The 23503-nt window shown below is 40.8% G+C and carries 19 protein-coding genes; 17 read left to right on the plus strand and 2 right to left on the minus strand.

The features are described from left to right. Positions 1 to 39: 39 nt before the first annotated feature. On the minus strand, positions 40 to 909 hold the full coding sequence (locus B0O44_RS07765; protein ID WP_110828914.1) for a transglutaminase-like domain-containing protein: 870 nt from the start codon (positions 907 to 909) through the stop codon (positions 40 to 42). A gap of 40 nt (positions 910 to 949) precedes the next feature. Between B0O44_RS07765 and B0O44_RS07770 the strand changes: the two genes are divergently transcribed. The 3 genes from B0O44_RS07770 to B0O44_RS07780 all read left to right on the plus strand — a co-directional run bounded on the left by B0O44_RS07770 (position 950) and on the right by B0O44_RS07780 (position 4186). Beyond that, positions 950 to 1732 (plus strand): O-methyltransferase, encoded by a 783-nt coding sequence (locus B0O44_RS07770; RefSeq protein ID WP_110828917.1) that lies wholly within the window; start codon positions 950 to 952, stop codon positions 1730 to 1732. 106 nt (positions 1733 to 1838) lie between these two features. Beyond that, on the plus strand, positions 1839 to 2204 hold the full coding sequence (locus B0O44_RS07775) for a BlaI/MecI/CopY family transcriptional regulator (RefSeq protein WP_110828920.1): 366 nt from the start codon (positions 1839 to 1841) through the stop codon (positions 2202 to 2204). After that, on the plus strand, positions 2204 to 4186 hold the full coding sequence (locus tag B0O44_RS07780) for a M56 family metallopeptidase (protein WP_110828923.1): 1983 nt from the start codon (positions 2204 to 2206) through the stop codon (positions 4184 to 4186). Before B0O44_RS07775 ends, B0O44_RS07780 begins: the two co-directional genes overlap by 1 nt. Here B0O44_RS07780 and B0O44_RS07785 read toward each other — a convergent pair. Beyond that, positions 4183 to 5313 carry a BamA/TamA family outer membrane protein gene (locus B0O44_RS07785; RefSeq protein ID WP_110828933.1) on the minus strand — a complete coding sequence of 377 codons (1131 nt, stop codon included), beginning with the start codon at positions 5311 to 5313 and terminating at the stop codon, positions 4183 to 4185. The two genes, B0O44_RS07780 and B0O44_RS07785, sit on opposite strands and share 4 nt — an antisense overlap. A gap of 131 nt (positions 5314 to 5444) precedes the next feature. On the opposite strand from B0O44_RS07785, the gene B0O44_RS07790 reads away from it, so the two are divergent. The 14 genes from B0O44_RS07790 (at position 5445) to B0O44_RS07855 (ending at position 23481) form a co-directional block, all read left to right on the plus strand. Next, positions 5445 to 7400 (plus strand): LTA synthase family protein, encoded by a 1956-nt coding sequence (locus B0O44_RS07790; protein ID WP_110828936.1) that lies wholly within the window; start codon positions 5445 to 5447, stop codon positions 7398 to 7400. A 19-nt stretch (positions 7401 to 7419) separates the two neighbouring features. Next, positions 7420 to 8109 (plus strand): response regulator transcription factor, encoded by a 690-nt coding sequence (locus tag B0O44_RS07795; protein ID WP_110828939.1) that lies wholly within the window; start codon positions 7420 to 7422, stop codon positions 8107 to 8109. A 62-nt stretch (positions 8110 to 8171) separates the two neighbouring features. Then, positions 8172 to 9149 (plus strand): deoxyhypusine synthase family protein, encoded by a 978-nt coding sequence (locus tag B0O44_RS07800; RefSeq protein ID WP_110829214.1) that lies wholly within the window; start codon positions 8172 to 8174, stop codon positions 9147 to 9149. Between the two features lie 251 nt (positions 9150 to 9400). Then, the gene (locus B0O44_RS07805) at positions 9401 to 10693 is read left to right on the plus strand and encodes a c-type cytochrome (protein WP_110828941.1); all 1293 of its coding nucleotides are present in this window, start codon (positions 9401 to 9403) and stop codon (positions 10691 to 10693) included. A gap of 54 nt (positions 10694 to 10747) precedes the next feature. Further along, complete coding sequence (locus B0O44_RS07810; protein ID WP_110828944.1) at positions 10748 to 13777, plus strand: TAT-variant-translocated molybdopterin oxidoreductase; 3030 nt, start codon at positions 10748 to 10750, stop codon at positions 13775 to 13777. Positions 13778 to 13800: 23 nt separating this feature from the next. After that, positions 13801 to 15273, plus strand: a complete 1473-nt coding sequence (gene nrfD / locus B0O44_RS07815) for an NrfD/PsrC family molybdoenzyme membrane anchor subunit (protein ID WP_110828946.1) — start codon at positions 13801 to 13803, stop codon at positions 15271 to 15273. A gap of 2 nt (positions 15274 to 15275) precedes the next feature. Continuing rightward, complete coding sequence (locus B0O44_RS07820) at positions 15276 to 15812, plus strand: DUF3341 domain-containing protein (RefSeq protein WP_110828949.1); 537 nt, start codon at positions 15276 to 15278, stop codon at positions 15810 to 15812. Continuing rightward, entirely contained in the window at positions 15784 to 16389 is a 606-nt protein-coding gene (locus B0O44_RS07825) for a c-type cytochrome (RefSeq protein WP_110828952.1), read from the plus strand. The genes B0O44_RS07820 and B0O44_RS07825 overlap by 29 nt, the downstream gene beginning before the upstream one ends. 14 nt (positions 16390 to 16403) lie before the next feature. Then, the gene (locus tag B0O44_RS07830; protein WP_110828954.1) at positions 16404 to 17618 is read left to right on the plus strand and encodes a quinol:cytochrome C oxidoreductase; all 1215 of its coding nucleotides are present in this window, start codon (positions 16404 to 16406) and stop codon (positions 17616 to 17618) included. 98 nt (positions 17619 to 17716) lie between these two features. After that, positions 17717 to 18931 (plus strand): cytochrome c oxidase subunit II, encoded by a 1215-nt coding sequence (locus B0O44_RS07835; RefSeq protein ID WP_245943617.1) that lies wholly within the window; start codon positions 17717 to 17719, stop codon positions 18929 to 18931. 20 nt (positions 18932 to 18951) lie between these two features. Then, the gene (locus B0O44_RS07840) at positions 18952 to 20838 is read left to right on the plus strand and encodes a cytochrome c oxidase subunit I (RefSeq protein WP_211321333.1); all 1887 of its coding nucleotides are present in this window, start codon (positions 18952 to 18954) and stop codon (positions 20836 to 20838) included. An 80-nt stretch (positions 20839 to 20918) separates the two neighbouring features. Beyond that, the gene (locus B0O44_RS07845; RefSeq protein ID WP_110828969.1) at positions 20919 to 21977 is read left to right on the plus strand and encodes a COX15/CtaA family protein; all 1059 of its coding nucleotides are present in this window, start codon (positions 20919 to 20921) and stop codon (positions 21975 to 21977) included. 14 nt (positions 21978 to 21991) lie between these two features. Beyond that, on the plus strand, positions 21992 to 22894 hold the full coding sequence (gene cyoE, locus B0O44_RS07850; RefSeq protein ID WP_110828971.1) for a heme o synthase: 903 nt from the start codon (positions 21992 to 21994) through the stop codon (positions 22892 to 22894). Positions 22895 to 22902: 8 nt separating this feature from the next. Continuing rightward, positions 22903 to 23481: a cytochrome c oxidase subunit 3 gene (locus tag B0O44_RS07855; RefSeq protein ID WP_110828974.1), complete on the plus strand. Its 579-nt coding sequence runs from the start codon at positions 22903 to 22905 to the stop codon at positions 23479 to 23481. Positions 23482 to 23503: the final 22 nt, after the last annotated feature.

A 23503-nucleotide genomic window follows, 5' to 3' on the forward strand; every position in this document is an offset into this window, starting at 1 on the left:
ACTGTGGCTGGTTGAATGCCATTCAACCAGCCACAGTCATTAAACAGGGCTGTTGTTTAAAATTTCCTGCAACTCTTTGAGTTCTTCTACTTTTTCCGCTGAGCCCAGGTTTTCATAAGCGGATATTAAATTCCGGATCACCCTTCTGATGATTTCAATATTGCTGCATGGGGCATAAAAGCCGGGCTGTGGTTCCAGGTTGAGCTGGCGTAAAAACTGGTCTACGTCATGCTTTCCAAAAATGGCGCCCTTATTAAAGGCATTGATGTAAAACAGCACCCCAAATTCATGTTCTTCTCTTTTGCTTTCATCAATATAGCCCAGAATAAAGTGCTGGGGAAGGTTTACACCATACACCGGAATGTCCAGTTTTTGCGCAATGGTTGCATAAATAATGGCCAGTGAAATCTGGTTCCCTTTTTTGCTTTCCATCACCTGGTTGATGTAGGAATTCTGGGGGTCATGGTGATTTTTAGTGTTGCCTGAAAAACCGTGAATGCTATAGAAAATATGATTGATGAATTTTATCTTTTCTATAGAGCTCATTTCGTACTGAAGCCCCATCCAGATTTCTCTTTTGATGTCTTCTATCTGGTTGATTACTTTTTGTTCATCCAGGTCGGGATATTGGTACCTGTTGACCACCAAAGCGCCTTGCAGCAGGTCAAAAGCACCGCTTTGGTACCAAAGGTTAAGGTCTTCTTTTACATTATTGAATTGTATGCGGTGCACCAGGTTCTCTATTCTTTCCTGGACCAGGGTGTCAAGAGATTTTTCCCAGGTGCTTTCCAGAAAATTGATCACAGCATTCCCGTATTCCAGCAGGCGCTGCTCTACATGTTCATAAACTTCCTTATCCGGATCATCCAGAAGTTTGATCAGTGCACTTATTTCTGTACTATTTTCCATTCGATGCAATTACAATGGCCTGTTTGTCTATTTTTGCTTTATGGTTTTTAACTTTTTTATTGATTTTATAAAGCATCGTATCACCGCTAAAAGCAGACATGGCACACATTCCCCATTTGTCTATAAACTAACTGACGAGGTAATTTACGACTTTAACTCAAAAAGTGATTACAAAAGTATTGAAGGGCAAAGAAAAAAACTTTTGAATGACGATAGGTTGATCGAGGTCACGGACCTTGGGGCAGGCTCTCATCTGAATAAAAACAGGAAAAAAAAGGTTCGTGAAATTGCAAAAAATGCCTTAAAAAGTCCAAGGCTCGCACAGCTCATTTACCGCCTGGCACAGGAAAGACAACCTGAGCAAATGATAGAACTGGGCACCTGTCTGGGCCTGACCAGTGCTTACCTGTCTAAATCATCTCCTTCAGCAAAAGTTGTTACCGTGGAGGGCTGCCCTCAAACGGCCGCTGTGGCTGCGGAAAACTTTAAAGAATTGGCCCTGGGCAATGTGGAATTAAAGGTGGGTAATTTTGATGAACTGTTGCCAGACATTCTTGCTGAATATAAAAAGCTAGACTTTGTTTATATTGACGGAAACCACCGTAAGGATGCAACATTGAATTATTTCAATTGGTGTCTTCCAAAGGTTCATGAGGGTTCCCTGCTGATCTTTGATGACATTTACTGGAGTAAGGGCATGAAAGAAGCCTGGGAAGAAATTAAAAGCCATCCGCAGGTGACCGTTACCGTAGATTTGTTCTGGATCGGACTGGTGTATTTTAGAAAGGGCCAGGCGAAGGAGCATTTTAAAATTAAATTTTAGAATTAATTTACCTGATAGTCAGTTCGTTATGTTTAATAACTGATTTTTCAGTTTTAAAACTTAAATTTTAGTTGTAAAACTGAAATTTAAGTTATAGCTTTAGGTTATGGAAGAATTAACCAAGGCGGAAGAACGTATTATGCAGGTTGTCTGGAAACTCGGGCATGCATTTGTCAAAGATATTATTGAAGAAATAGAGGAGGTTCCCAAACCGCCTTACAATACCATATCTTCTATTGTCAGGCTTTTAGAGAAAAAGGGTTACCTTTCTTACAAGGCCTATGGTAAAACCCATGAGTATTTTCCTGCGATCTCTAAGGAGGAATATGCTAAAACTACTTTTTCGAAGTTATTTTCCGGTTATTTTAACAATTCATCGGTTTCCCTTTTGTCTTTTATGGTTAAGGAACAAACCCTTAGTCAGGCGGATATTGAAGAGCTGAAAGCACTTATCGATAAAAATACTCCATAATGGAATGGCTGTTTTATATACTTAAAGTCAGCGCATGTCTGGCTTTGTTTTATGGATTTTATCATTTCTTCCTGCAAAAACTGACCTTTTTCAGGGAAAACAGATGCTATCTGCTCTTGGCTTTGCTGATGAGCTTTCTGATTCCGCTGCTCTCCATTGAGATGGAACGGCAAGTGCAGCCCTTGAGTTTGCCTGGGGATCAAAGTGTTGTTGCGCTTGTGGGGGAATATGATCCTTCGGGGGATGGGTCCGCTGAACATTTAAATCCGCTTCCTTCTACTGCGGGTCATGGATACAACTGGTCAAAAATGATTCTGGTAACCTATTGGCTGAGCTGCGTTGTCCTGGCACTGAAACTTTTAGCCAACGTGTTTGCTGTTTTAAAGGCGGCAAAGGAATACAGAAAGGTTGGCCGTTTAAAAGTCATTTATAAAAAAGAGGGCTATACGAACTGCTCTTTCTTTAATTATGTATTTGTAGACCGGGAAAGCCTTAGCGGAATGGAAATTGAAATCTTGCTGCAGCATGAAAAAATACATGCTTTAAGCTGGCATTCTTTGGATAAAATTTTAATGACAGCCTGTAAGATCTTCTTATGGTTTAATCCTTTGATTTATTTATATGATAAAGCACTGGAACAGGTGCATGAGTATGAGGCCGACCGGGAAACCTCTATCAGGACCGGAGGGCACTCTTATGCAAATTTACTGCTTAAAATGGCCATAGATAAGAACACGACACATTTGCTTCATTACCTGGTCAAAAGCCCCGTAAAAGACAGAATTAAAATGTTATTCACTAAACCTTCAAATCACATGAAAAAATTTATTTATGTAGCAGTATTGCCTTTGATGGCCCTGCTGATGTCAAGTTTCTCGTTGAAATATATGGATAAAGTAGTTGGGCTTGAAAAGCTTTCAGAAGCATCCGTTAAGGCATTTCAGGACAGTATCAGGTACAAGCAAAAGATTCAACAACAGCCTGGAGAAAAAAGGGAAGCAGCAAAGATTTTAAAATGGAGGTCAGGCAGGCTTTATAAGGAAAACCTTGTCCTGTCCAGGCAGATTTCCGGTAAAGCGCTTAGGGGTGTTGTAAAAGAGGAATCAACACTTTTTCAGAAAAGAGGATTTTTATTCGAATCTGGTAAACGAACCTATCTTTTGGATGTTGCGGGGCTAACCGAAAACAGGCTTCGCAAGGGCGATGCTATTTTAGTTGAGGTAGATGTAGCGGGGGTCAGCAATAAAAGCGATTACGTGGTGTTGTCCCCGGGAAAGATTACCAGAAACGGGGAGACTGTTTTTCTGAAGAAAAAAACTTTGCCCGCGCCATTTTTATACGAGGCAAATAAAGTTCGGTTCACCGATGGGGTGATTACAGCAGTAAATCAAAAAGTGGGCGGTGATAAGGAGTTAGCTATAGAAGCCAATGGCTATACGTTCAAACTGGAACTCCGAGCGGATCAGGTGCTAAAAGAAAGCAGGGTGAGCCTGGTAAAAGGAGACCAGATCAGGCTGCGTTTTGTTCATGAGCTGAAGACGGGGGACAAATCTTATTTCATTAAGGACTGGGTGGCGATCTCAAAAGATATTAAGTCTTACGGTATGATGAACAGGAATCTTTTTGATCGGTTTTATGAAAAACTACATGAGCGTAGAGCAGCAACTGGAAAATTGATCCAGAAAGAAGTATTAACCCTTCCTGATTTTCAGGACAAAGGGATAAGGTATTCCGCGCATGATTCTACTAAATACAGCCAGGATAAAAACACGATCTATTTATACGAGCAGGCTTCTGCTCAATCAGGTGATGTGCTGGTAAGCGCAAGTGAGATTGTGATTAATGCCAAGACAAAAACCGGCTGGGCAAAAAATGCGCTTGTACGTAAGTCAGGAGAAACAACAGAAAAATTCTACCCTTCAGCCGAACTAAAGTTTTCGGATGGTTTCCACAAGGGTGCCCAGAAAAAACTGGAGCCTTAAAAAGCTTCTGCCAGACTGATGTAAAAGCCGCTTTGTCTTTTTTCATGGGGCAACTTTTCGCCAACGGCGTAATCCAGGCGGATACTCAATCCTTTTGCGGGGTCAAAAAAGTATCTGCCTCCAGCGCCAAAACTTGGTTTGAAACCCTGCAAAGAAAAGTCCCCGTTTTCGAAAACGCGGCCGGTCCCTGCAAATGCCACCACTCCAAAACGGTTCATAAAACGGTAACGAAGCTCCGCCTGTCCGGTAATCAGGTTCTGGTCACGGAAGCGCCCTCTGTAATAACCCCTCATCATTTCATCATTTCCAAGCTGAGGAAGAAGATAGAAAGGGGTATTGCTGCCTTGTACTGTATGGTAAAAGCCGTTTACACCAAGAACCAGGTGCCTGGCCAGGGGCCAGAAATTGCTAATGGTCACTTTGATCTGGCTCACACTGAAATCGGAGCCAGAGAATAAATTGGGCGCATATTGATAGCTGGCCCGGCCAAAAAAGCCTTTGGTTGGATAATTATTGGAGTTTCTGGTGTCATAGCTTTGAGAAACCCCGATGTACAATACAGAACCACCATCTTTTCCTTTAATGGCCGGATCTGTTGCGAATATTCCATTGCTGCCCCGGTCTGTAAATTTATAGTGTTCAAAACCCAGGGATACACCGGTGTAGGTAAAAGGAATCAGGCTTTTTTCTGCATCAAGCAAAATACGGAATTGGTTTTCAAGTACTTTGTTTTCATTGGTTTGCAGGGTATTGTTGCCCAATCCGTAAAAGTTAAAAGGAATGCGTTTGAACTGCAACTCTTCGATCAGGTGAAATTTGTTTTTGCTGGTGTAGATGTTGCTGCTGAGCTTAACATTGTATTGTTTTTTGGTCGAAAAAGAACTGAGCAGGGAGAAGTTGGAGCTTCTGTTGAGTGTATCCTTTTTGTCCATAAACGTAGAATATAAAGCACCCACTCCAAATTCGAATCCTTTTTCCTGGCTGTAGCCCAATACGGGGATGGGCATAAAGCTGGCTTTGCGTGTAGTGTCAATTTTGTTGGAGAGCAGTTTTTTGATGAGTTTTTTTTGTCCAAAAGAGGTTGCGGCAAGAGATAAAAGCAAGACAAGCAGGAATATATTCTTCATTAAGGCAAATTTGTTTTTACAAGGTATTGTGTTCCAAAAGTAAGGATATTCTGGTATATTGAAGTTAAAAAGCGCAGCCTACAGAATTACTTCAGATTAATGTAGTAGTTTTGTCTTTATTTGACCCCGATATGCAGTCCATTTTTTTTAAGAGCAGGTACACTGTACTGTTCTCCTTTATAGTGGTTTTTTTGATCAGCTCTTTACTGGTCCGTTCTCAACTGCTCCTTTCCTCTTTTGCTAAAACAGAACTCTCTTTTCTAAGTATTCTGAAAATATATGGGATGGGTTTGTTTTTTGACCTTGGGGTATCTTTTTTTATTGTATCCACCTATGCCTTATACCTGTTGCTGCTTCCTCAAAAATGGAATAACTCTGTTTTTAACAGAGTGGCCACGTATGTCTGGGTTTTTCTGGTCATTTTAATTTTTATGTTTTCTTTTTTTGCAGAAATTACCTTCTGGCAGGAATTTGAAAGCAGGTTTAATTTTATTGCGGTTGACTATTTGATTTACACTTATGAAGTGATCAATAACATTAATGAGTCTTATCCTTTACCCATTTTAATTGGAGGGATCCTGCTCCTGACGGCTTTCATTATGTATATTTTTTACAGGAAAAAGGTTTTTAGTAAAAGTTTTGAATCCCGTACCCCATTTGTAAAAAGGCTGATCATTTCAGGTTCTATAATTTTGCTGGCCTTTGGATATGGTATGCTGGTGAACAACAGTCTGGCAGAGGGCTCTTCAAACCGTTATGAAAATGAACTTTCCAAAGCGGGGGTATATTCTTTTTTTGCAGCCTTTAAAAACAATGAGCTGAATTATAATGATTTTTATTCGCTGATCGGAAAAAAGGAAGCCTACGCGATTGTCAGAAAGGACTTGAAAGAACAGGGGAGTACTTACCTCTCTGAAGGAAATTCCATCAGGCGTAAAATTTTAAACGGTGGACAGGCCGAAAAACCGAATGTGATCATGATTACCGTGGAAAGCCTTAGTGCGGAATTCCTGGGCCGTTTTGGCAGTACATCAAAATTAACCCCGGTACTGGACTCTCTGGCTGCGACAAATGTGCTTTTTACCAATATGTTTGCCACCGGGACCCGGACCGTAAGGGGAATGGAGGCTTTGTCTTTATGTGTTCCTCCTACACCGGGAAGCAGTATTGTAAGACGCCCTAATAATGGAGAGCTCACCACTGTTGGGCACATTTTTGAGCAGGCTGGTTACAGCAGAACTTTTTTTTACGGCGGAGACGGTTACTTTGACAATATGAACCAGTATTTTGGAAGTAATGGGTTTGATATTGTAGACCGGGGCAAAAAAGTCATGGTGGGGGAAACTTATAAAACAAAAAGGACCATCATTACAGATGAACAGGTGCATTTTGAAAATGCCTGGGGTATTAGTGATGAAGATCTTTATGATGCGGTGATCCGGGGCTCAGACCTGGACTATAAAGCCGGAAAGCCTTTTTACAGTTTTGTCATGACGACTTCTAATCATCGTCCTTTTACTTATCCTGCAGGTAAAATTAATATTCCCTCCGGGAGCGGCCGGGATGGTGCGGTCCGTTATACGGATTATGCAATAGGTGAATTCCTTAAAAAGATCAGGCAAAAACCATGGTTCAGCAATACCGTCATTATTATTGTGGCCGATCATTGTGCAAGCAGCGCCGGTAAAAATGAAATAGACATTAGTAAATACCACATCCCCTGCATGATCCTGAACCTGAAAAATGTTCCTGCAAAAACCATCGAAGAAACCTGCTCCCAGATTGACCTGTACCCGACTTTGTTTAAACTGATGGGCTGGGATTACGAAAGCAATTTATATGGTAAGGATGTTCTGGATGCGGGTTATGTGCCGAGAATTGTTTTGGGCACTTATCAAAAACTGGCTTATATGAAAAAAGACAGCCTGGTAATCCTGGGCCCTCAGCAGAAAACAGAAACCTTTTTATACAACCGCGACAAAAACGAACAGGTTCCGGCTAAATTTTCAGGACCCGTGGTAAAAGAGGCCATCGCGAATTACCAGACGGCTTATGACCTGTTTAAAAACGGCGGTCTGCACTGGTAACGATCAGTTTATTAAGCTTATGAAGCTATTACTTATTGAAGATGAACCCGGCCTGAGAGAAAGTATTATCAGTTACTTTATTGAAGAAGGTAATATTTGTGAAGCTGCAGCAAGCTACAGTACCGCTATGGAGAAAATCCATATGTATCGCTATGACTGCATTTTACTGGACCTTAACCTGCCCGACGGAGAGGGGATGAATGTTTTAAAAGAGCTAAAAAAAACAAATAAAACCGATGGCGTACTGATCATTTCGGCAAGGCATGACCTGGATGATAAACTACAGGGGCTGAATCTGGGGGCGGATGATTATCTGGTCAAACCATTTCATTTAAGTGAGCTGAAGGCAAGGGTGACCGCCATTGTAAGAAGAAAGCATTTTGACGGGAACAACTGGATCATTTTTAACGAAATTAAAATTGATACCTCTTCTATGAAAACCAGTGTTGGGGAGCAGGCTTTAAATTTAACCAGGAAAGAATATGACCTGCTGATTTACTTTATTGCCAACAGGGGAAAGGTTGTGACAAAAAATGCAATTGCAGAGCATTTATGGGGAGATGATATTGACCTCGCCGATCATTTTGATTTTATTTACACCCATATAAAAAATTTAAGAAAAAAACTGATGGAGGCCGGCAGTGCAGATTATATCCGGTCGATGTATGGGGTTGGTTATAAATTTGAGGGCGGGGAAGCTAAGGTCTGAGTCCTTAATTTAGGATGTTTTAATAATATTTGTCTATTTTTGCGCTTTATTTAAAAAACAAAATGAGCACAAGAGGACCAATATCGAAATTTATGGAGAGCAATTATCTCCACTTCAATGCTGCAGCCATGATGGATGCTGCCAAAGGATATGAAACCCATTTAGATGAGGGCGGTAAAATGATGATTACCCTGGCTGGTGCAATGAGTACAGCAGAATTGGGTATTTCACTGGCCGAGATGATCCGTCAGGATAAAGTTTCTATCATTTCATGTACTGGTGCGAATCTTGAAGAGGACATCATGAACCTTGTTGCGCATTCACACTATAAAAGGGTTCCCAACTACCGTGACCTGAGCCCTCAGGATGAATGGGACTTGCTGGAAAATCATTATAACCGTGTTACAGATACTTGTATCCCGGAGGAAGAAGCTTTCCGCAGACTGCAAAAACACATTCATAAAATCTGGAAAGATGCAGACCAGAGCGGCGAACGTTATTTCCCTCATGAGTTTATGTATAAAATGCTGTTGAGCGGTGACCTGGAGCAGTATTATGAAATTGATCCTAAAAACTCCTGGATGCTTGCTGCAGCAGAAAAAAATCTGCCAATCGTTGTACCGGGATGGGAGGATTCTACTATGGGTAATATCTTTGCATCTTACGTCATGAAAGGCGAACTTAAAGCCACGACGATGAAAAGTGGTATTGAGTATATGGGCTGGCTTGCGGACTGGTATATTGCCAACAGTTCTGGCAAAGGAATTGGCTTTTTTCAGATTGGCGGAGGTATTGCCGGTGACTTTCCAATTTGCGTGGTTCCGATGCTTTATCAGGACATGGAAATGGAAAATATTCCTTTCTGGAGCTATTTCTGCCAGATTTCTGATTCGACTACCTCTTACGGATCTTATTCAGGAGCAGTTCCAAATGAAAAAATTACCTGGGGTAAACTGGACATCCATACACCGAAATTTATTGTGGAATCTGATGCAACCATTGTGGCTCCTTTAATTTTTGCGTGGATATTAAAAATGTAAATTTATATTCCAAATCTTGCTTCAAGAATTTGGGTTCGGGAAAATCAGCAAATCTTAAAAAGTTGCTGATTTTCTTCGTTTAGGGCGTCTCAGGCAATAATTTAGAATGATTATAAATTGTATTTCCTGTCATTTATTTGTCATTGATAACTTAATAAACTTTACTTTTGTTCACGTTTTTAATGGTTAGACGAAGTTTAAACATTGATTACAACTGTAAGTTTTTTAAAAAATTGTATAAAATACTCATTATGAGGAATATCTCATTGATCATTAGAAGAGTTTGGAAGTCGGCATTCATGTTTACGGCTCTATCTGTTTTAATCGTTTCTGGTACACAAGCACAGGATGCAGCTGAAGGAAGGAAGATTTTCAAAGAAAAATGTACTTCTTGTCACTCGCTGGACCGTGATATGACCGGTCCTGCTTTACAGAAGATAGTGCCAACCAAAAGTGAGGCATTCCTGTTAAAGTGGATTAACAATGCTCCTGCATTTATTGCATCCGGAGACAAAGAAGCTGTAGAGGCTTCAAAATTTAATCCTAATGCAGAGATGACTGCATTCCCTTCTTTAACCCCGGAGCAAATTAAAAGCATCCTGGCTTATGTTAAAGTAGGTGAACCTAAAAAAGAAGGAGAAAAAGCTGGTGCAGCTGTTCAGGAAGAAGTTTCAGGCTTCTCTCTTGCAGGTGTGGTTGCGGTAATCCTGATTTCCATCGTTGTATTGGTGGTGTTGGGTCGTGCCATTAAAATGCTGGAGCGTCTGATCCTTCAGAAACAAGGTGTCGAAATCGTGGAAGAAGAGAAAGTTTCTCTTGTTGCAGGTATTGGTGGTTTGTTTAAAAATAAAAAATTCGTATTCTTTTTCATCCTGTGTCTGGTCATTACCTTAGGTTCCTTCGGATGGATGGGCATGTGGGAGACAGGTGTTCATACAGGCTATCAGCCGGTTCAGCCAATTAAATTCTCTCACGAGCTGCATGCGGGAACCAATCAGATTGATTGTCAGTACTGTCACTCTGGTGCGTTTAAATCTAAAAATGCATCTATACCCTCTCTTAACGTTTGTATGAACTGTCACAAGCAGGTTCAGGCAAGGGACAGTCATGATGGAAACATCTCTCCTGAAATCCAGAAGATCTATAATGCTTTAGGATATGATGCCGATAAAATGACTTATGACAAGTCTAAGGAAAAACCTGTTGAATGGGTTCGTGTACATAACCTTCCGGATTTTGCATATTTCAATCACTCTCAGCACGTCGTGGTTGCAGAGAAAGCCATCCGTAAAGAAAAAGGACTGAAACCAAATGAACCAGTTTGTTTTGCTTGCCATGGTCCGGTAAATACAATGGAAGAAATTTATCAGTATTCTCCTTTAACCATGAAATGGTGTATCAATTGTCATAAAGCCGCTGAAATCAATGGCAAAGACAATGCTTTCTACACCAAAATCATTGAGGCCCATGAGAAAATCAAAAAAGGCGAAAAAATTACGCCTGCGGCCCTTGGAGGTTTAGAGTGCGGTAAGTGTCACTATTAAGAGAGTTAGAGTTTAGTAAAGAAAGAACGTTCGATAAACAGTAATAAAGCTTAAATGGAAAGCAATAAAAAATACTGGAAAGGCTTAGAGGAGTATAAAAACACCCCGGATTTTGTTGAAAACAACAAAAACGAATTTGCGGAGCCGCTTCCAATAGAAGATGTTTTAAATGAAGCGGGATTAAGTACCGTAACCCCGCGCCGCGACTTTTTAAAGGCGCTTGGTTTTGGATTAGGTGCAGTAACCCTGGCGGCTTGTCAGCCAACACCTGTTCATAAATCAATTCCTTATTTGATTAAGCCGGAAGAAGTTGTTCCGGGTATCCCTAATTATTACGTGTCTTCTTTTAACGGACAGAGTGTTTTAGTTAAAACCAGAGAAGGAAGACCTATTAAAATTGAACCAAACCCGAATGCGGGCGAGTTTAACTGCGGAACAGACGCACAGGCACAGGCTTCAGTACTGGACCTGTATGATGTTTCCAAACTTAAAGCTCCGGTTTTAAAAGAAAATGAAAAAGCGACCTGGGCAGAAATTGACGCTTTTGTAAAAGGAGAGTTAAATAAAGTTCAGGCTTCCGGTAAAAAGATCCGTATCGTATCTTCTTCTGTAAACAGTCCTTCAACAAAAAATGTTGTGGCCGACTTTACAACTGCTTATCCGAACACCAAACACATCCAGTATGATGCGGTGTCTTATACAGGAATCATCAAAGCCAATGAAAACAGCTTTGGTAAAGCGGTTCTTCCAAAATACAATTTCGACAAAGCAGACCTGATTGTAAGTTTTGGTGCTGATTTCCTGGGTACCTGGATCAGCGGTGAAGAATTTACATCTCAGTACATTTCCAATAGAAATTATAAAACCCTTGCAAAAGGTAAAATGTCACGTCACTTCCAGTTTGAATCTGGTATGAGTTTGACCGGAACAAATGCAGATACGCGTTTACCGATTAAATTATCAGAACAAGGACCTGCACTGATTACCTTATATAATGCAATTACCGGTTCTGCTTTGCCTGGAGGCGCGTTGCCAAACAATACCAGCGCAGATAAAGCGATAAAGCTGGTTGCAAAGGAATTGTTAATGAACAAAGGCAAATCCCTGGTGGTTTGTGGTTCAAATGATGTTTCTACACAAATTCTGGTCAATGCGATCAACGCTGCAATTGGAAGTTACGGTACGACTATTGACCTTGACAATCCTTGCAAACGTTATTCTGGTAACGATGCCGAATTTGCAGAGCTGATCAATGAAATGAACAGGGGCGAAGTTGCCGCTGTATTCTTCCTGGACAGTAACCCTGCTTATGATGCAACCAATGCCAAAGCATTTACAGATGCATTAAATAAAGTTGGCCTGAAGGTATCTTTCTCTGACCGTAAGGATGAAACTTCCAGTTTGTGTAACGTGATTGCCATCAATCACAATTACCTGGAAGCATGGGGCGATGCCAATGCATACGAAGGTTATTACTCGGTCGTGCAGCCAACGATTAACCCGGTATTTAATTCCCGTCAGGCGGAGCAGAGCTTATTGGTCTGGTCTAATGCACCTGTTCAGGATTACTATCAGTATGTGCGCAACAACTGGGAGAAAAATATTCTTCCTGCTTTGGGCAAAACCTGGAATGAATTGCTTCAGACAGGTGTTTTTGCAGCGAATGCGAAAACAGCCGGATCATACAGCTTTAGCCAGTCGCTTGCTGCAGTTGCACAATCTATACAAAACAACAGCAAGGCGCTTGCAAAAGACATCGAGCTGCAGGTTTACGAAAGTATCCCGATGCGTGATGGTAAACATGCCAATAACGCCTTCCTGCAGGAATTACCTGATCCTGTGTCTAAAGTAACCTGGGACAATTATATTGCCCTGGCACCTAAGTTTGCACAGACTTTAGGCTTTAAAGAATTTGATGTAGTGTCTGTTAAAGGCGCTAATGGTTACACGATAGAGCTTCCTGTATTAATTCAGCCGGGACAAGCCGTGGGTACAGCTTCTATTGCATTGGGTTACGGGCGTAGCAAAGTGGGTAAAGCAGGAGATAACGTAGGTAAAAATGCATTCCCGTTTGTAACTTTTGCAAATGGTACCTTGCAGTATGCCACTACAGTAACCTTGTCTAAAACAGGTTCTACCTATGAACTTGCACAAACACAAACACACTATTCATTTGAAGGAAGAAACATCATCAGAGAAGCAACCTTTAAAGAATATGTAAAAGATCCGGCTGCTGGTTCAGGTAACCACGGTGCAAAACATAAATCTTACGATTTATGGGATAAATACGAAAAACCAGGAAACAACTGGGTAATGGCAATTGACCTGAACGCTTGTACAGGTTGTGGTTCTTGTATCGTTGCCTGTAACGTGGAAAACAACATTCCTGTTGTAGGACGTGACGAGGTACGCAGAAGAAGAGAAATGCACTGGATCCGTATTGACCGTTACTACAGCTTTGAAGAAGAAGGCAAGAAAAACGTAACAGAAGAGAAAGAGATTGCACACATGGAGAATATGGACAGGGTTTCTGTCGTTCACCAGCCAATGCTTTGTCAGCACTGTGATCATGCGCCTTGTGAAACGGTATGTCCTGTACTGGCTACTGTACACTCTTCAGATGGTTTAAACCATATGGCTTATAACCGTTGTGTTGGAACACGTTATTGCGCGAACAACTGTCCGTACAAAGTACGTCGTTTCAACTGGTTCAATTACTGGAATGATTCCCGTTTTGACAACTACCTGAACAATGAGTTTACTCAGTTGGTGTTAAACCCTGACGTAACCACCCGTTCAAGAGGGGTTATGGAGAAATGCTCGATGTGTATCCAGCGTATACAGGCTGGTAAGCTGACTGCGAAAATGGAGAAACGTCCTTTAAAAGACGGAGATATTAAAATGGCATGTCAGGAAGCATGTTCTGCAAATGCAATCATCTTTGGTGATGGTAACGATCCGGAATCGGAAGTATCCAAAGCATTGCGCAGTGAACGTACTTACTACGTTCTGGAAGAACTTAACGTACAACCAGGCGTTGGATATATGACAAAAATTAGAAATACAGATACAGTACAGGCGTAAGCTGATATTAAAGAAAATATATTATGTCAGGACATAACGAATCAATATTAAGAGAACCATTAATCACCGGACAAAATATCACGTATGCAAAAATTACGGACGATATTTTAACCCCGGTAGAGAATAAGCCCAACAGGGCATGGTGGATAGGCTTCATCGTTGCATTAATGGGTGCTACACTTTGGGTGGTAGCGGTGAGCTATACCTTTTGGAATGGTATCGGTGCATGGGGATTAAACAAAACAGTGGGCTGGGCCTGGGACATCACCGGTTTCGTATGGTGGGTTGGTATTGGTCACGCAGGAACGCTGATTTCAGCGGTACTGTTGCTTTTCCGTCAGAACTGGAGAAACTCCATTAACCGTTCAGCTGAGGCGATGACCATTTTTGCGGTAATCTGTGCTGCGACCTATGTTGTGTCACACATGGGTAGACCGTGGCTAGCTTACTGGGTACTTCCATTACCAAATCAGTTCGGATCATTATGGGTAAACTTTAACTCTCCGCTGGTTTGGGATATGTTTGCAATCTCCACTTACTTTTCTGTATCCCTTTTATTCTGGTATACAGGTTTATTGCCTGATATTGCAACCATCCGTGACCGTGCAGTAGGTTTAAAAAGGAAAATATATACGGTGTTGTCTTTTGGCTGGACCGGAAATGTAAAAACCTGGCAGCGTTTTGAGGCCGTATCTCTGATCCTTGCAGGTATTTCAACACCTCTGGTACTTTCTGTACACACGATTGTATCCATGGACTTTGCAACATCCGTTATTCCAGGATGGCATACGACGATCTTCCCTCCATATTTTGTGGCCGGGGCGATTTTCTCAGGCTTTGCAATGGTATTAACTTTATTACTGGTTGCCCGTAAGGTACTGGGCCTTGAAAACTACATCACCATGTTCCATATTGAATCGATGAACAAAATCATCATTCTAACCGGATCGATTGTAGGTGTGGCTTATTTAACGGAGTTTTTCATCGCCTGGTATTCAGGTTCTGAATATGAACAATACGCTTTCATCAACCGTTCTACCGGTCCTTACTGGTGGGCATACTGGATGATGATGACTTGTAACGTAATCTCTCCACAGTTGTTGTGGTTCAAGAAAATCCGTACCAGCATTCCTGCAACCTGGATTCTTTCTATTGTGGTAAACATCGGTATGTGGTTTGAGCGTTTTGTAATCATTGTAACTTCTTTACACCGTGATTATATTCCTTCGAGCTGGGCAATGTTTTATCCAACCTGGGTAGACGTCGGTGTGTTCGTAGGATCAATCGGAGTATTCTTTACCTTGTTCCTGTTGTTTTTACGTGTTCTTCCATCTATTGCAATTGCTGAGGTTAAATTGTTATTGAAGAGCGCCAGTGAGCAGGCTAAATTGGAACAGATTAAAGATGGCCATTTAGATAAGGAACAAGTTAGGGAGTATGTCGAGTCCTTAGAGAAATTCGATAGTGTTAAACAAGAAGAATACGCAAAAATATAACAATGAGTAATATCAAATATATATTAGGCAGTTTTGGCGATCCTGACGAAATGATGCATGGCATCGAAAAATTGCAGGAGAATAATATTAAGATACACGATGTATATACCCCAATGCCAATACATGGTATTGAAGCAAAATTGGGCGTGAAACGTTCAAGACTGGATATCGCAGCATTTTGCTTTGGTATTACAGGAACGATGACCATGCTTTCTTTTGTATACTATGCCGCTGTATTGGACTGGCCGGTAAACATAGGTGGTAAACCTCATTTTGCATTGCCGGATTTTATTCCGATTACTTTTGAGTTGACCATATTGTTCTGTGCGTTCGGATTGGTAGGTTCCTACTATGCTTCAACACATTTGTTCCCGGGAAGGGCACCAAGGGTAATGGACCTTCGTGCAACTGATGACAGGTTTATTATAGCTATTGATGCTAAAGAGAATGCTGAACACAGCAAAATAGATGGTTTATTAAAAGAGGCAGGTGCCTTAGAGATAAAATATAATGAAAGGAAGTATATTAGCTATGAATAAGACTGGAATAGTATATGTAGCATTTTTTGCATTAACTGTAGCTGTGTCTCTTTCATCATGCAGAGATAAAAGGAGTACGGGCTTGGAGTATGCACGGAACATGTATGATCCTATTGCTTACAATCCGGATCAACCAAATAAAAACTTTGCCAACGGGCAGACGGCACAAACTCCTCCTCCAAATACAGATCCTGTAGGTTTTGTAAAGTACGAGTATGCCAATACAAAGGAAGGATATGAGGCAGCAGGTAAAAACCTGGTTAACCCGCTTCCTTTAACCGAGCAAAACCTGTTGCAGGGAAAACATTATTTTACGGTATTCTGTGCACCTTGTCATGGTGATAAAGGAGACGGAAAAGGACATTTGGTACAGATTGAGAAATTTACAGGTGTACCAGCCTATCATGGTGATGCAGCTTCTTCAAGAGGCGGTATGATGAAGGACCTGACTGCCGGAAAAATTTATCATACCATTATGTATGGTTTAAATAACATGGGCTCGCATGCCTCTCAATTGTCTCCTAAAGAGAGATGGGAAGTGGTGATGTACGTTCAAAAATTACAAAAAATACAATAGAAAAGCAAGAATAAATGGGAACTCATAATTATAATTTAACTGAGCAGTTTGAGTTTACAGGAAAAGCAAAAAACCTGAGCATCGCAGCCATCGTTATTGGTATTGCTGCAATCGCTTATGGTTTCTCTGATCATGAACTTCATGAAAGGACTTTTGCAAACCTGTTACTAATGGGATATTACTTTGCATGCGTATGTATGTCGGGTGCATTCTTTCTAGCGGTTCAATTTGTTGCACAGGCAGGATGGTCTGCCTCTATTTTACGCGTACCACAGGCAATGGCGAAAACGCTGCCAATTGCTTCTGTAATTTTAATTGCTATTGTTGGTGCCGGTTTATATTCACATAACTTATACCACCACTGGAATGCGCCAGGTTTAACAGATCCCAGCAGTCCGGAATATGATAAAATCATAGAAGGTAAATCTCCTTTCCTGAATGTACCGTTCTTTATGGCACGTCAGTTGATTTTCCTTGGGGTTTACAGCTTTTTTGCTGTTCTGTTATCCAAATTATCTGCTCATGAGGATTTGGAAGGCGGATTAAATTCTTACAGGAAAAGCTTTAAATATTCTTGTGTATTCCTGGTTATCTATGGTTTTACAACGCCTGTTTTCGCTTTCGATACCGTAATGTCATTAGAGGCACACTGGTTTTCGACCATGTTTGGATGGTATAACTTCGCAGCCATGTGGGTAAGCAGTTTGGCAACTATTGCTATTATCCTGATTCTTTTAAAGAAAGCGGGTTATATGTCATGGGTAAACAACAGCCACCTGCACAACTTAGGTCAGTTCATTTTTGGTTTTTCCATCTTCTGGACTTATGTTTGGTTTGCACAGTTCCTGTTGATTTATTATGCAAACATGCCAGAGGAAACTGTATACTTTTACAAACGCTTTGAGTTCTATAAATTCTGGTTCTACCTGAACCTGACCTTGAACTTCCTTGCTCCGGTATTGCTTTTAATGGACCGTGACAATAAAAGAAGTGAAAACACTTTATTGATCGTTTCCATTCTGGTTTTAATTGGTCACTGGGTAGATTACTACCAAATGATTATGCCAGGAACGGTTGCTGAACATAATGGATTTGGATTTATAGAAATCGGAACTGCTGTAGGTTTTGTAGGATTGTTTACTTTTACAGTATTAACCGCATTAAGTAAAAAACCGTTGGTTGCAAAAAACCACCCGTTTTTACAGGAGAGTTTGAACCACCATTTGTAATGAATGGTTGTATATAGTATATAGATTAACAGATAATAGAAGTACAGCGTACTACTTTTAAGAAAATGAGTTTAAGAAAATTTATAAGTAATAAAACAATGGCGGTCTTAGCAGTGATGGTTACTGCATTTGCAAACACCAGCGCATTTGCTCAGGAAGCTGCTGCCGGTGCCGCCGCCGCAGCTCCAGCCAAACCGGTAGATATGGGGCCGATTTATAAATCGGTGATCTTCTATGCGATGCTCTTCTTGTTGTTGTGTTTATTCATAGCAATAGTTGGAAAAGCACTTCGGGTATATGAACTGACCCGTGAAGCACAAGGCAAATCTACAGGTATCAACTGGAATGCAGTGAACGGAAGCTTGTTCGCCCTGTTCCTGATTGTAGGTCTTTATGGCGTATATTGGGAATATACTGTACATGGTAACATGCTTTTACCACAGGCAGCTTCAGAACATGGGGAAAAGATCGACCAGATGTTTAACATTACATTGATCATTACAACCATCGTTTTTATTCTTACACACATTATACTTTTTACTTTCACTTACTTCTACAAAAGTTCAGGTAAAAGAAAAGCATATTATTATCCGCACAACAATACCCTGGAAAAAATCTGGACATTTATACCTGCCCTTGTTTTAACGGTACTGGTACTGATGGGCTTTTTAACCTGGAGATCTATTTTCTATAAAGTGGAAGATCCAAACAACAAACCATTGAACATAGAAATTACTTCTCAGCAGTTTGCCTGGACCATACGTTATCCAGGAAAAGATGGTGTTGTGGGTCGTAAAAACTTTAAACTCATTACAGGTATTAACGGTCTGGGGATGGATTTTAAAGACAAGAACAATTTAGACGACCAGTCTGCTGATGAATTGGTGATTCCTGTAAACAAACCGGTTAAACTGATTTTAACCAGTAAAGATGTTCTGCATAGTTTTTATATGCCGCATTTCAGGGTTCAGTTGAACACTGTACCAGGTATGGCTTCTTATTTTGAGTTTACTCCAACCATTACTACTGCAGATATGCAGGTAAAAACAAATGATCCTGCATTCAAATATTTGTTCTATTGTTCAAAAATCTGTGGATCTGGACACTATAACATGCAGAAAACGGTAAGGGTTGTATCTCAACAGGAATATGATGCATGGATTGCAAAACAGCCTACCTTTATAAATAATGATTTAAGGAAGCAATTTAATTTGCCTGTTGTGGCAGAGCCTGCTAAAGGTACTGCGGATGCAGCAGAGACAGCAAAGGATACCGCTGCTGTAAAAACAAATCAATTGGCTTTAAAAAAATAATAATACTGGAATAGAGCATTATGTCAACGATAACATTACACGACACACATAACCACGATGACCACGCACATGGTCATCACAAGGAAACCTTTTTAACGAAATATGTCTTTAGCCAGGATCACAAAATGATCGCTAAGCAGTTTTTGATCACAGGTATCATCATGGCTGTTATTGCCATGGGCCTGTCGATTTTATTTCGTCTTCAACTGGCCTGGCCTGATAAAAGTTTCCCTATTTTAGAAACCTTTTTGGGTAAATGGGCTGAAGGTGGCAGGATCAGACCGGATTTTTATCTGGCATTGGTAACCATACACGGTACCATTATGGTATTCTTTGTATTAACCGCTGGTTTGAGTGGTACTTTCAGTAACTTACTGATCCCTTTACAGATCGGAGCAAGGGATATGGCTTCTCCATTCCTGAACATGCTTTCTTACTGGTTCTTCTTTAGTGCCTGTGTGATCATGATGGGATCGTTTTTTATTCAGACTGGTCCGGCAAGTGCGGGCTGGACGGTATATCCGCCTTTATCTGCATTGCCAAAAGCTATTGACGGCTCTGGTTTGGGTATGACCATGTGGTTAATCAGTATGATCCTTTTTGTTGCTTCTTCGCTTATGGGAGGTATCAATTATGTATCAACTGTATTGAACATGCGTACAAAAGGTATGGACCTTTGGAAAATGCCTTTGACCATCTGGGCCTTCTTTTTAACCGCCATTTTGGGTATCTTATCTTTCCCTGTACTGGTTGCAGGTGTGGTATTGTTAATTTTTGACAGAAGTTTTGGTACAAGTTTTTATTTGTCGGATATCGTCATCGGTACGCAGGTACTTCCAAACGAAGGTGGTTCACCTATTTTATGGCAGCATTTATTCTGGTTCCTTGGTCACCCTGAGGTATATATTGTAATTATGCCTGCTTTGGGTATTTCTTCTGAAGTCATTTCGGTAAATGCCAGAAAACCAATTTTCGGTTACCATGCCATGGTTTACTCTTTGATCGGTATCACAATCCTGTCCTTTATCGTATGGGGTCACCACATGTTTGTAACGGGTATGAATCCTTTACTGGGTGGTGTGTTTATGATCACAACCTTAATTATTGCGGTACCTTCAGCAGTAAAAACATTTAACTATCTGGCTACTTTGTGGAGAGGAAATATCCGCTTTACTCCAGCTATGTTGTTTGCAATCGGATTGGTATCCTTCTTTATTTCAGGTGGTTTAACCGGTATTTTCCTTGGAAATGCTTCTCTGGATATCAACTTACACGATACTTATTTTGTAGTAGCCCACTTCCACCTGGTTATGGGATCGGCGGCCATTTTTGGTATGCTTGCAGGGGTTTATCACTGGTTCCCTAAAATGTTTGGCAGAATGATGAATGATAAATTGGCTTATCTTCATTTCTGGGTAACTTTTGTATGTGCTTACCTGGTATTTTTCCCGCTGCACTTTTTAGGTCTGGACGGTGTACCACGTCGTTACTATGCATTTACTGAATTTGAATTTATGCAAAAATGGGTTACAGTAAACGTTTTTGTTACCTGGGCAGCAATCGTTGCAGCTTTAGCACAAGTGGCTTTCCTGTTTAACTTTTTCTATTCTATTTTTAAAGGTAAAAAAGCACCACAAAACCCTTGGGAATCCAATACATTGGAGTGGACTACACCTGTGGAACACCTGCATGGAAACTGGCCTGGTGAAATTCCAACAGTGTACCGTTGGCCATATGATTACAGCAAACCTGGTGCTGAAGAAGATTTCATCCCTCAGACAGTGCCTTTCTCTAAAACAATGAGTTCTAATATGCCGCACGATTTCGAAGGAAATGCGGAATCTGAACGCATTCAGAACGAATGGAATTTAAAGCAGCAAAAATTAGAAGACGCTAAGCAAGACTAAAATCAGTCTTAAATTATACTAAGGGGTATCTGCAGTGAGTAAATACTTACAACAGATACCCTTTTTTTAAATAGAATTCAATGATTCCAACTTCCGAAGCAAGATTCATCAGACTTAATTTAATCACAGTAATTGTAACATTATTGCTGATTCTGGCTGGTGGTATCGTGCGCAGTACCGGATCAGGAATGGGCTGTCCGGACTGGCCTAAATGTTTCGACCAATATGTGCCCCCGACTTCTGTCGATCAGCTTCCAGCCAATTATAAAGAGAAGTATGTTGCAAAAAGGGTTCAAAAGAATGAGCGTTTTGCAAAGACACTGGATAAATTGGGCAGAAAGGACCTGGCCGACAGCATCAGGCATGATGTTTCTATATTACAACCAGAGACGTTTAACGCAGCAAACACCTGGACGGAATATATAAACCGTTTAATGGGTGCCTTAACAGGTTTTCTTTTGATTGGGCTGGCTATTCTGGCCTGGACATTCAGAAAAAAAGCAAGCAGATTGTTCTGGTTAAGTATACTGAATTTAGTCGTCGTGGTTTTTCAGGCCTGGCTTGGCTCTATTGTGGTTTCCACGAATTTACTTCAATGGGTGGTTACGGTACATATGCTCCTGGCCTTGGTGATGCTGGCTATTTTAGTGTATACCTATAATTATGCGAAGCAATTGCACCAGGAGGAAATGACCATCATTTCAAAAACTGCGGGTTTGAAGTTGCTTATTCTGGCAGCGGTTGTGGTGAGTATTATTCAAATTGTGGTTGGAACAGAGGTGCGGGAAGCAGTAGACATGATCTCTAAAAAACTTTTGTATAATGACAGGGCAAGCTGGGTGGAAAGGGTTGGTGCAATTTTCTCTTACCACCGGGACCTGGCCATCCTGGTCGCGGTATTGAACGTGTTTATTTACAAAATCGTAATGGACAAGTTCGGAGGGAAGGCGACTGAACTCCGGGTCGGTAATTCAATTGTAATTGTTTTAATTGTCCAGGTATTAAGCGGTATTTTATTGTCTAACTTTGCCCTCCCGCCTTATGCACAGGCGATACATATATTGTTCTCAACAACCTTGTTTACCCTTCAGTTTTATCTTTATCTGCTGGTGTACAGGACAAATACATATAAACAGTAATTAAACTATATACATTGAAACAGTTTTTATCCGATTTCTCAAAATTAATTAAGTTCAGGCTAACCTTTCTGGTGGTGTTCTCGGCTTCTATTACTTTTTTGATGGGATCAAAAATGCAGGTGTACCGCGGAAGTATTCCGGGAATAGACTGGATGAACTGGCTGATCCTGATTGCCGGTGGTTTTTTTGTAACGGGTGCTGCAAATTGTTTTAATGAGATTATTGAAAAAGATCTGGATAAGTTAATGACCAGGACTAAAGACCGTCCTATGCCTGCAGGTAGAATGACCACAGGACAGGGACTGGTTTCAGGTTTGGTTATGGGGATGCTCGGCACCTGGTTATTGGGTAAATTGAACCTGGAAACCGGAATATTGTCGGTGTTTTCAATTTTATTATATGCCTTTGCTTATACCCCTTTGAAAAGAAAATCCCCAATTGCGGTTTTTGTAGGTGCCATACCAGGTGCATTGCCTCCATTAATCGGGTATTTGGCTGCATTGGGCCATACGACTACTTTTTTTGCCGCTGACTATGAGATTGCAGTCATTTTATTTTTAGTCCAATTTGTTTGGCAGTTTCCTCATTTCTGGTCTATCGCCTGGGTTTTAGACGATGATTATAAAAAAGCGGGTTTCCGTTTGCTGCCAACCACCCAAAGGGACAAGACCAGCGCGCTGATTACTTTTCTGAGTACAGTCGTTTTAATACCGGTAAGTTTACTGCCGACCTTTTATGGCTTTGGCGGTTATTATATAGCAGGAGTTTCTTTAATTGCGGGTTTGGTTTTTGCCTGGTTAGCTTTTAAACTGTTGCTCAACAGGGATCTGGCCAGTGCACGTAAGGTAATGTTTTGTTCATTCTTTTACCTGCCTTTGGTACAGCTTGTTTTATTGTTCGATTTTTTAACTAAATAATTATTCAAATGGTTCATACCTTAAAGGAAGAAGATTTAAATACAGGTACCCGGGCAAAGAAATTTATTGTCTGGTTATTTGTGGTGTCTTCTACGATTATGTTTGGCGGCTGGACAAGTTATTATATTGTTTTTGCAGCGTCTAAGGGAAAAGGACACGGATTGGTTCTGCCAGATGTGTTTATGTACAGCACAGCTGTATTGATCTGCAGCAGCATTTGTCTTTTCCTTGCTTCCAGGGCACTTAGAAACGGGGACCAGATAAAGCAAAAAGCCTTTTTAGGACTAACGTTATTGCTTGGATTGACTTTTGGTTACCTTCAGTTTGATGCCTGGTCCAGTTTATACCATAGCGGGGCTGTACTGGTTAATAATAATGCGGCAATTTCTTTAATCTATGTGGTTTCAGGAATGCACCTGTTGCACATTTTAGCAGGACTTTGCCTGATTGGATATACCTTTTATGGGGCAAGTTCCAATGTGTCTGAAGACAGACAGCGTTTCAGGATGGAAGTGTCCTCAATATTTTGGCATTTTATAGATATATTATGGATATATCTGTATGTTTTTTTACTTTTGAACAGTTAGACTTTTTAACAAACTATTACAA

The organism is Pedobacter nutrimenti (assembly GCF_003208655.1).
Classification (GTDB): Bacteria; Bacteroidota; Bacteroidia; order Sphingobacteriales; family Sphingobacteriaceae; genus Pedobacter; species Pedobacter nutrimenti.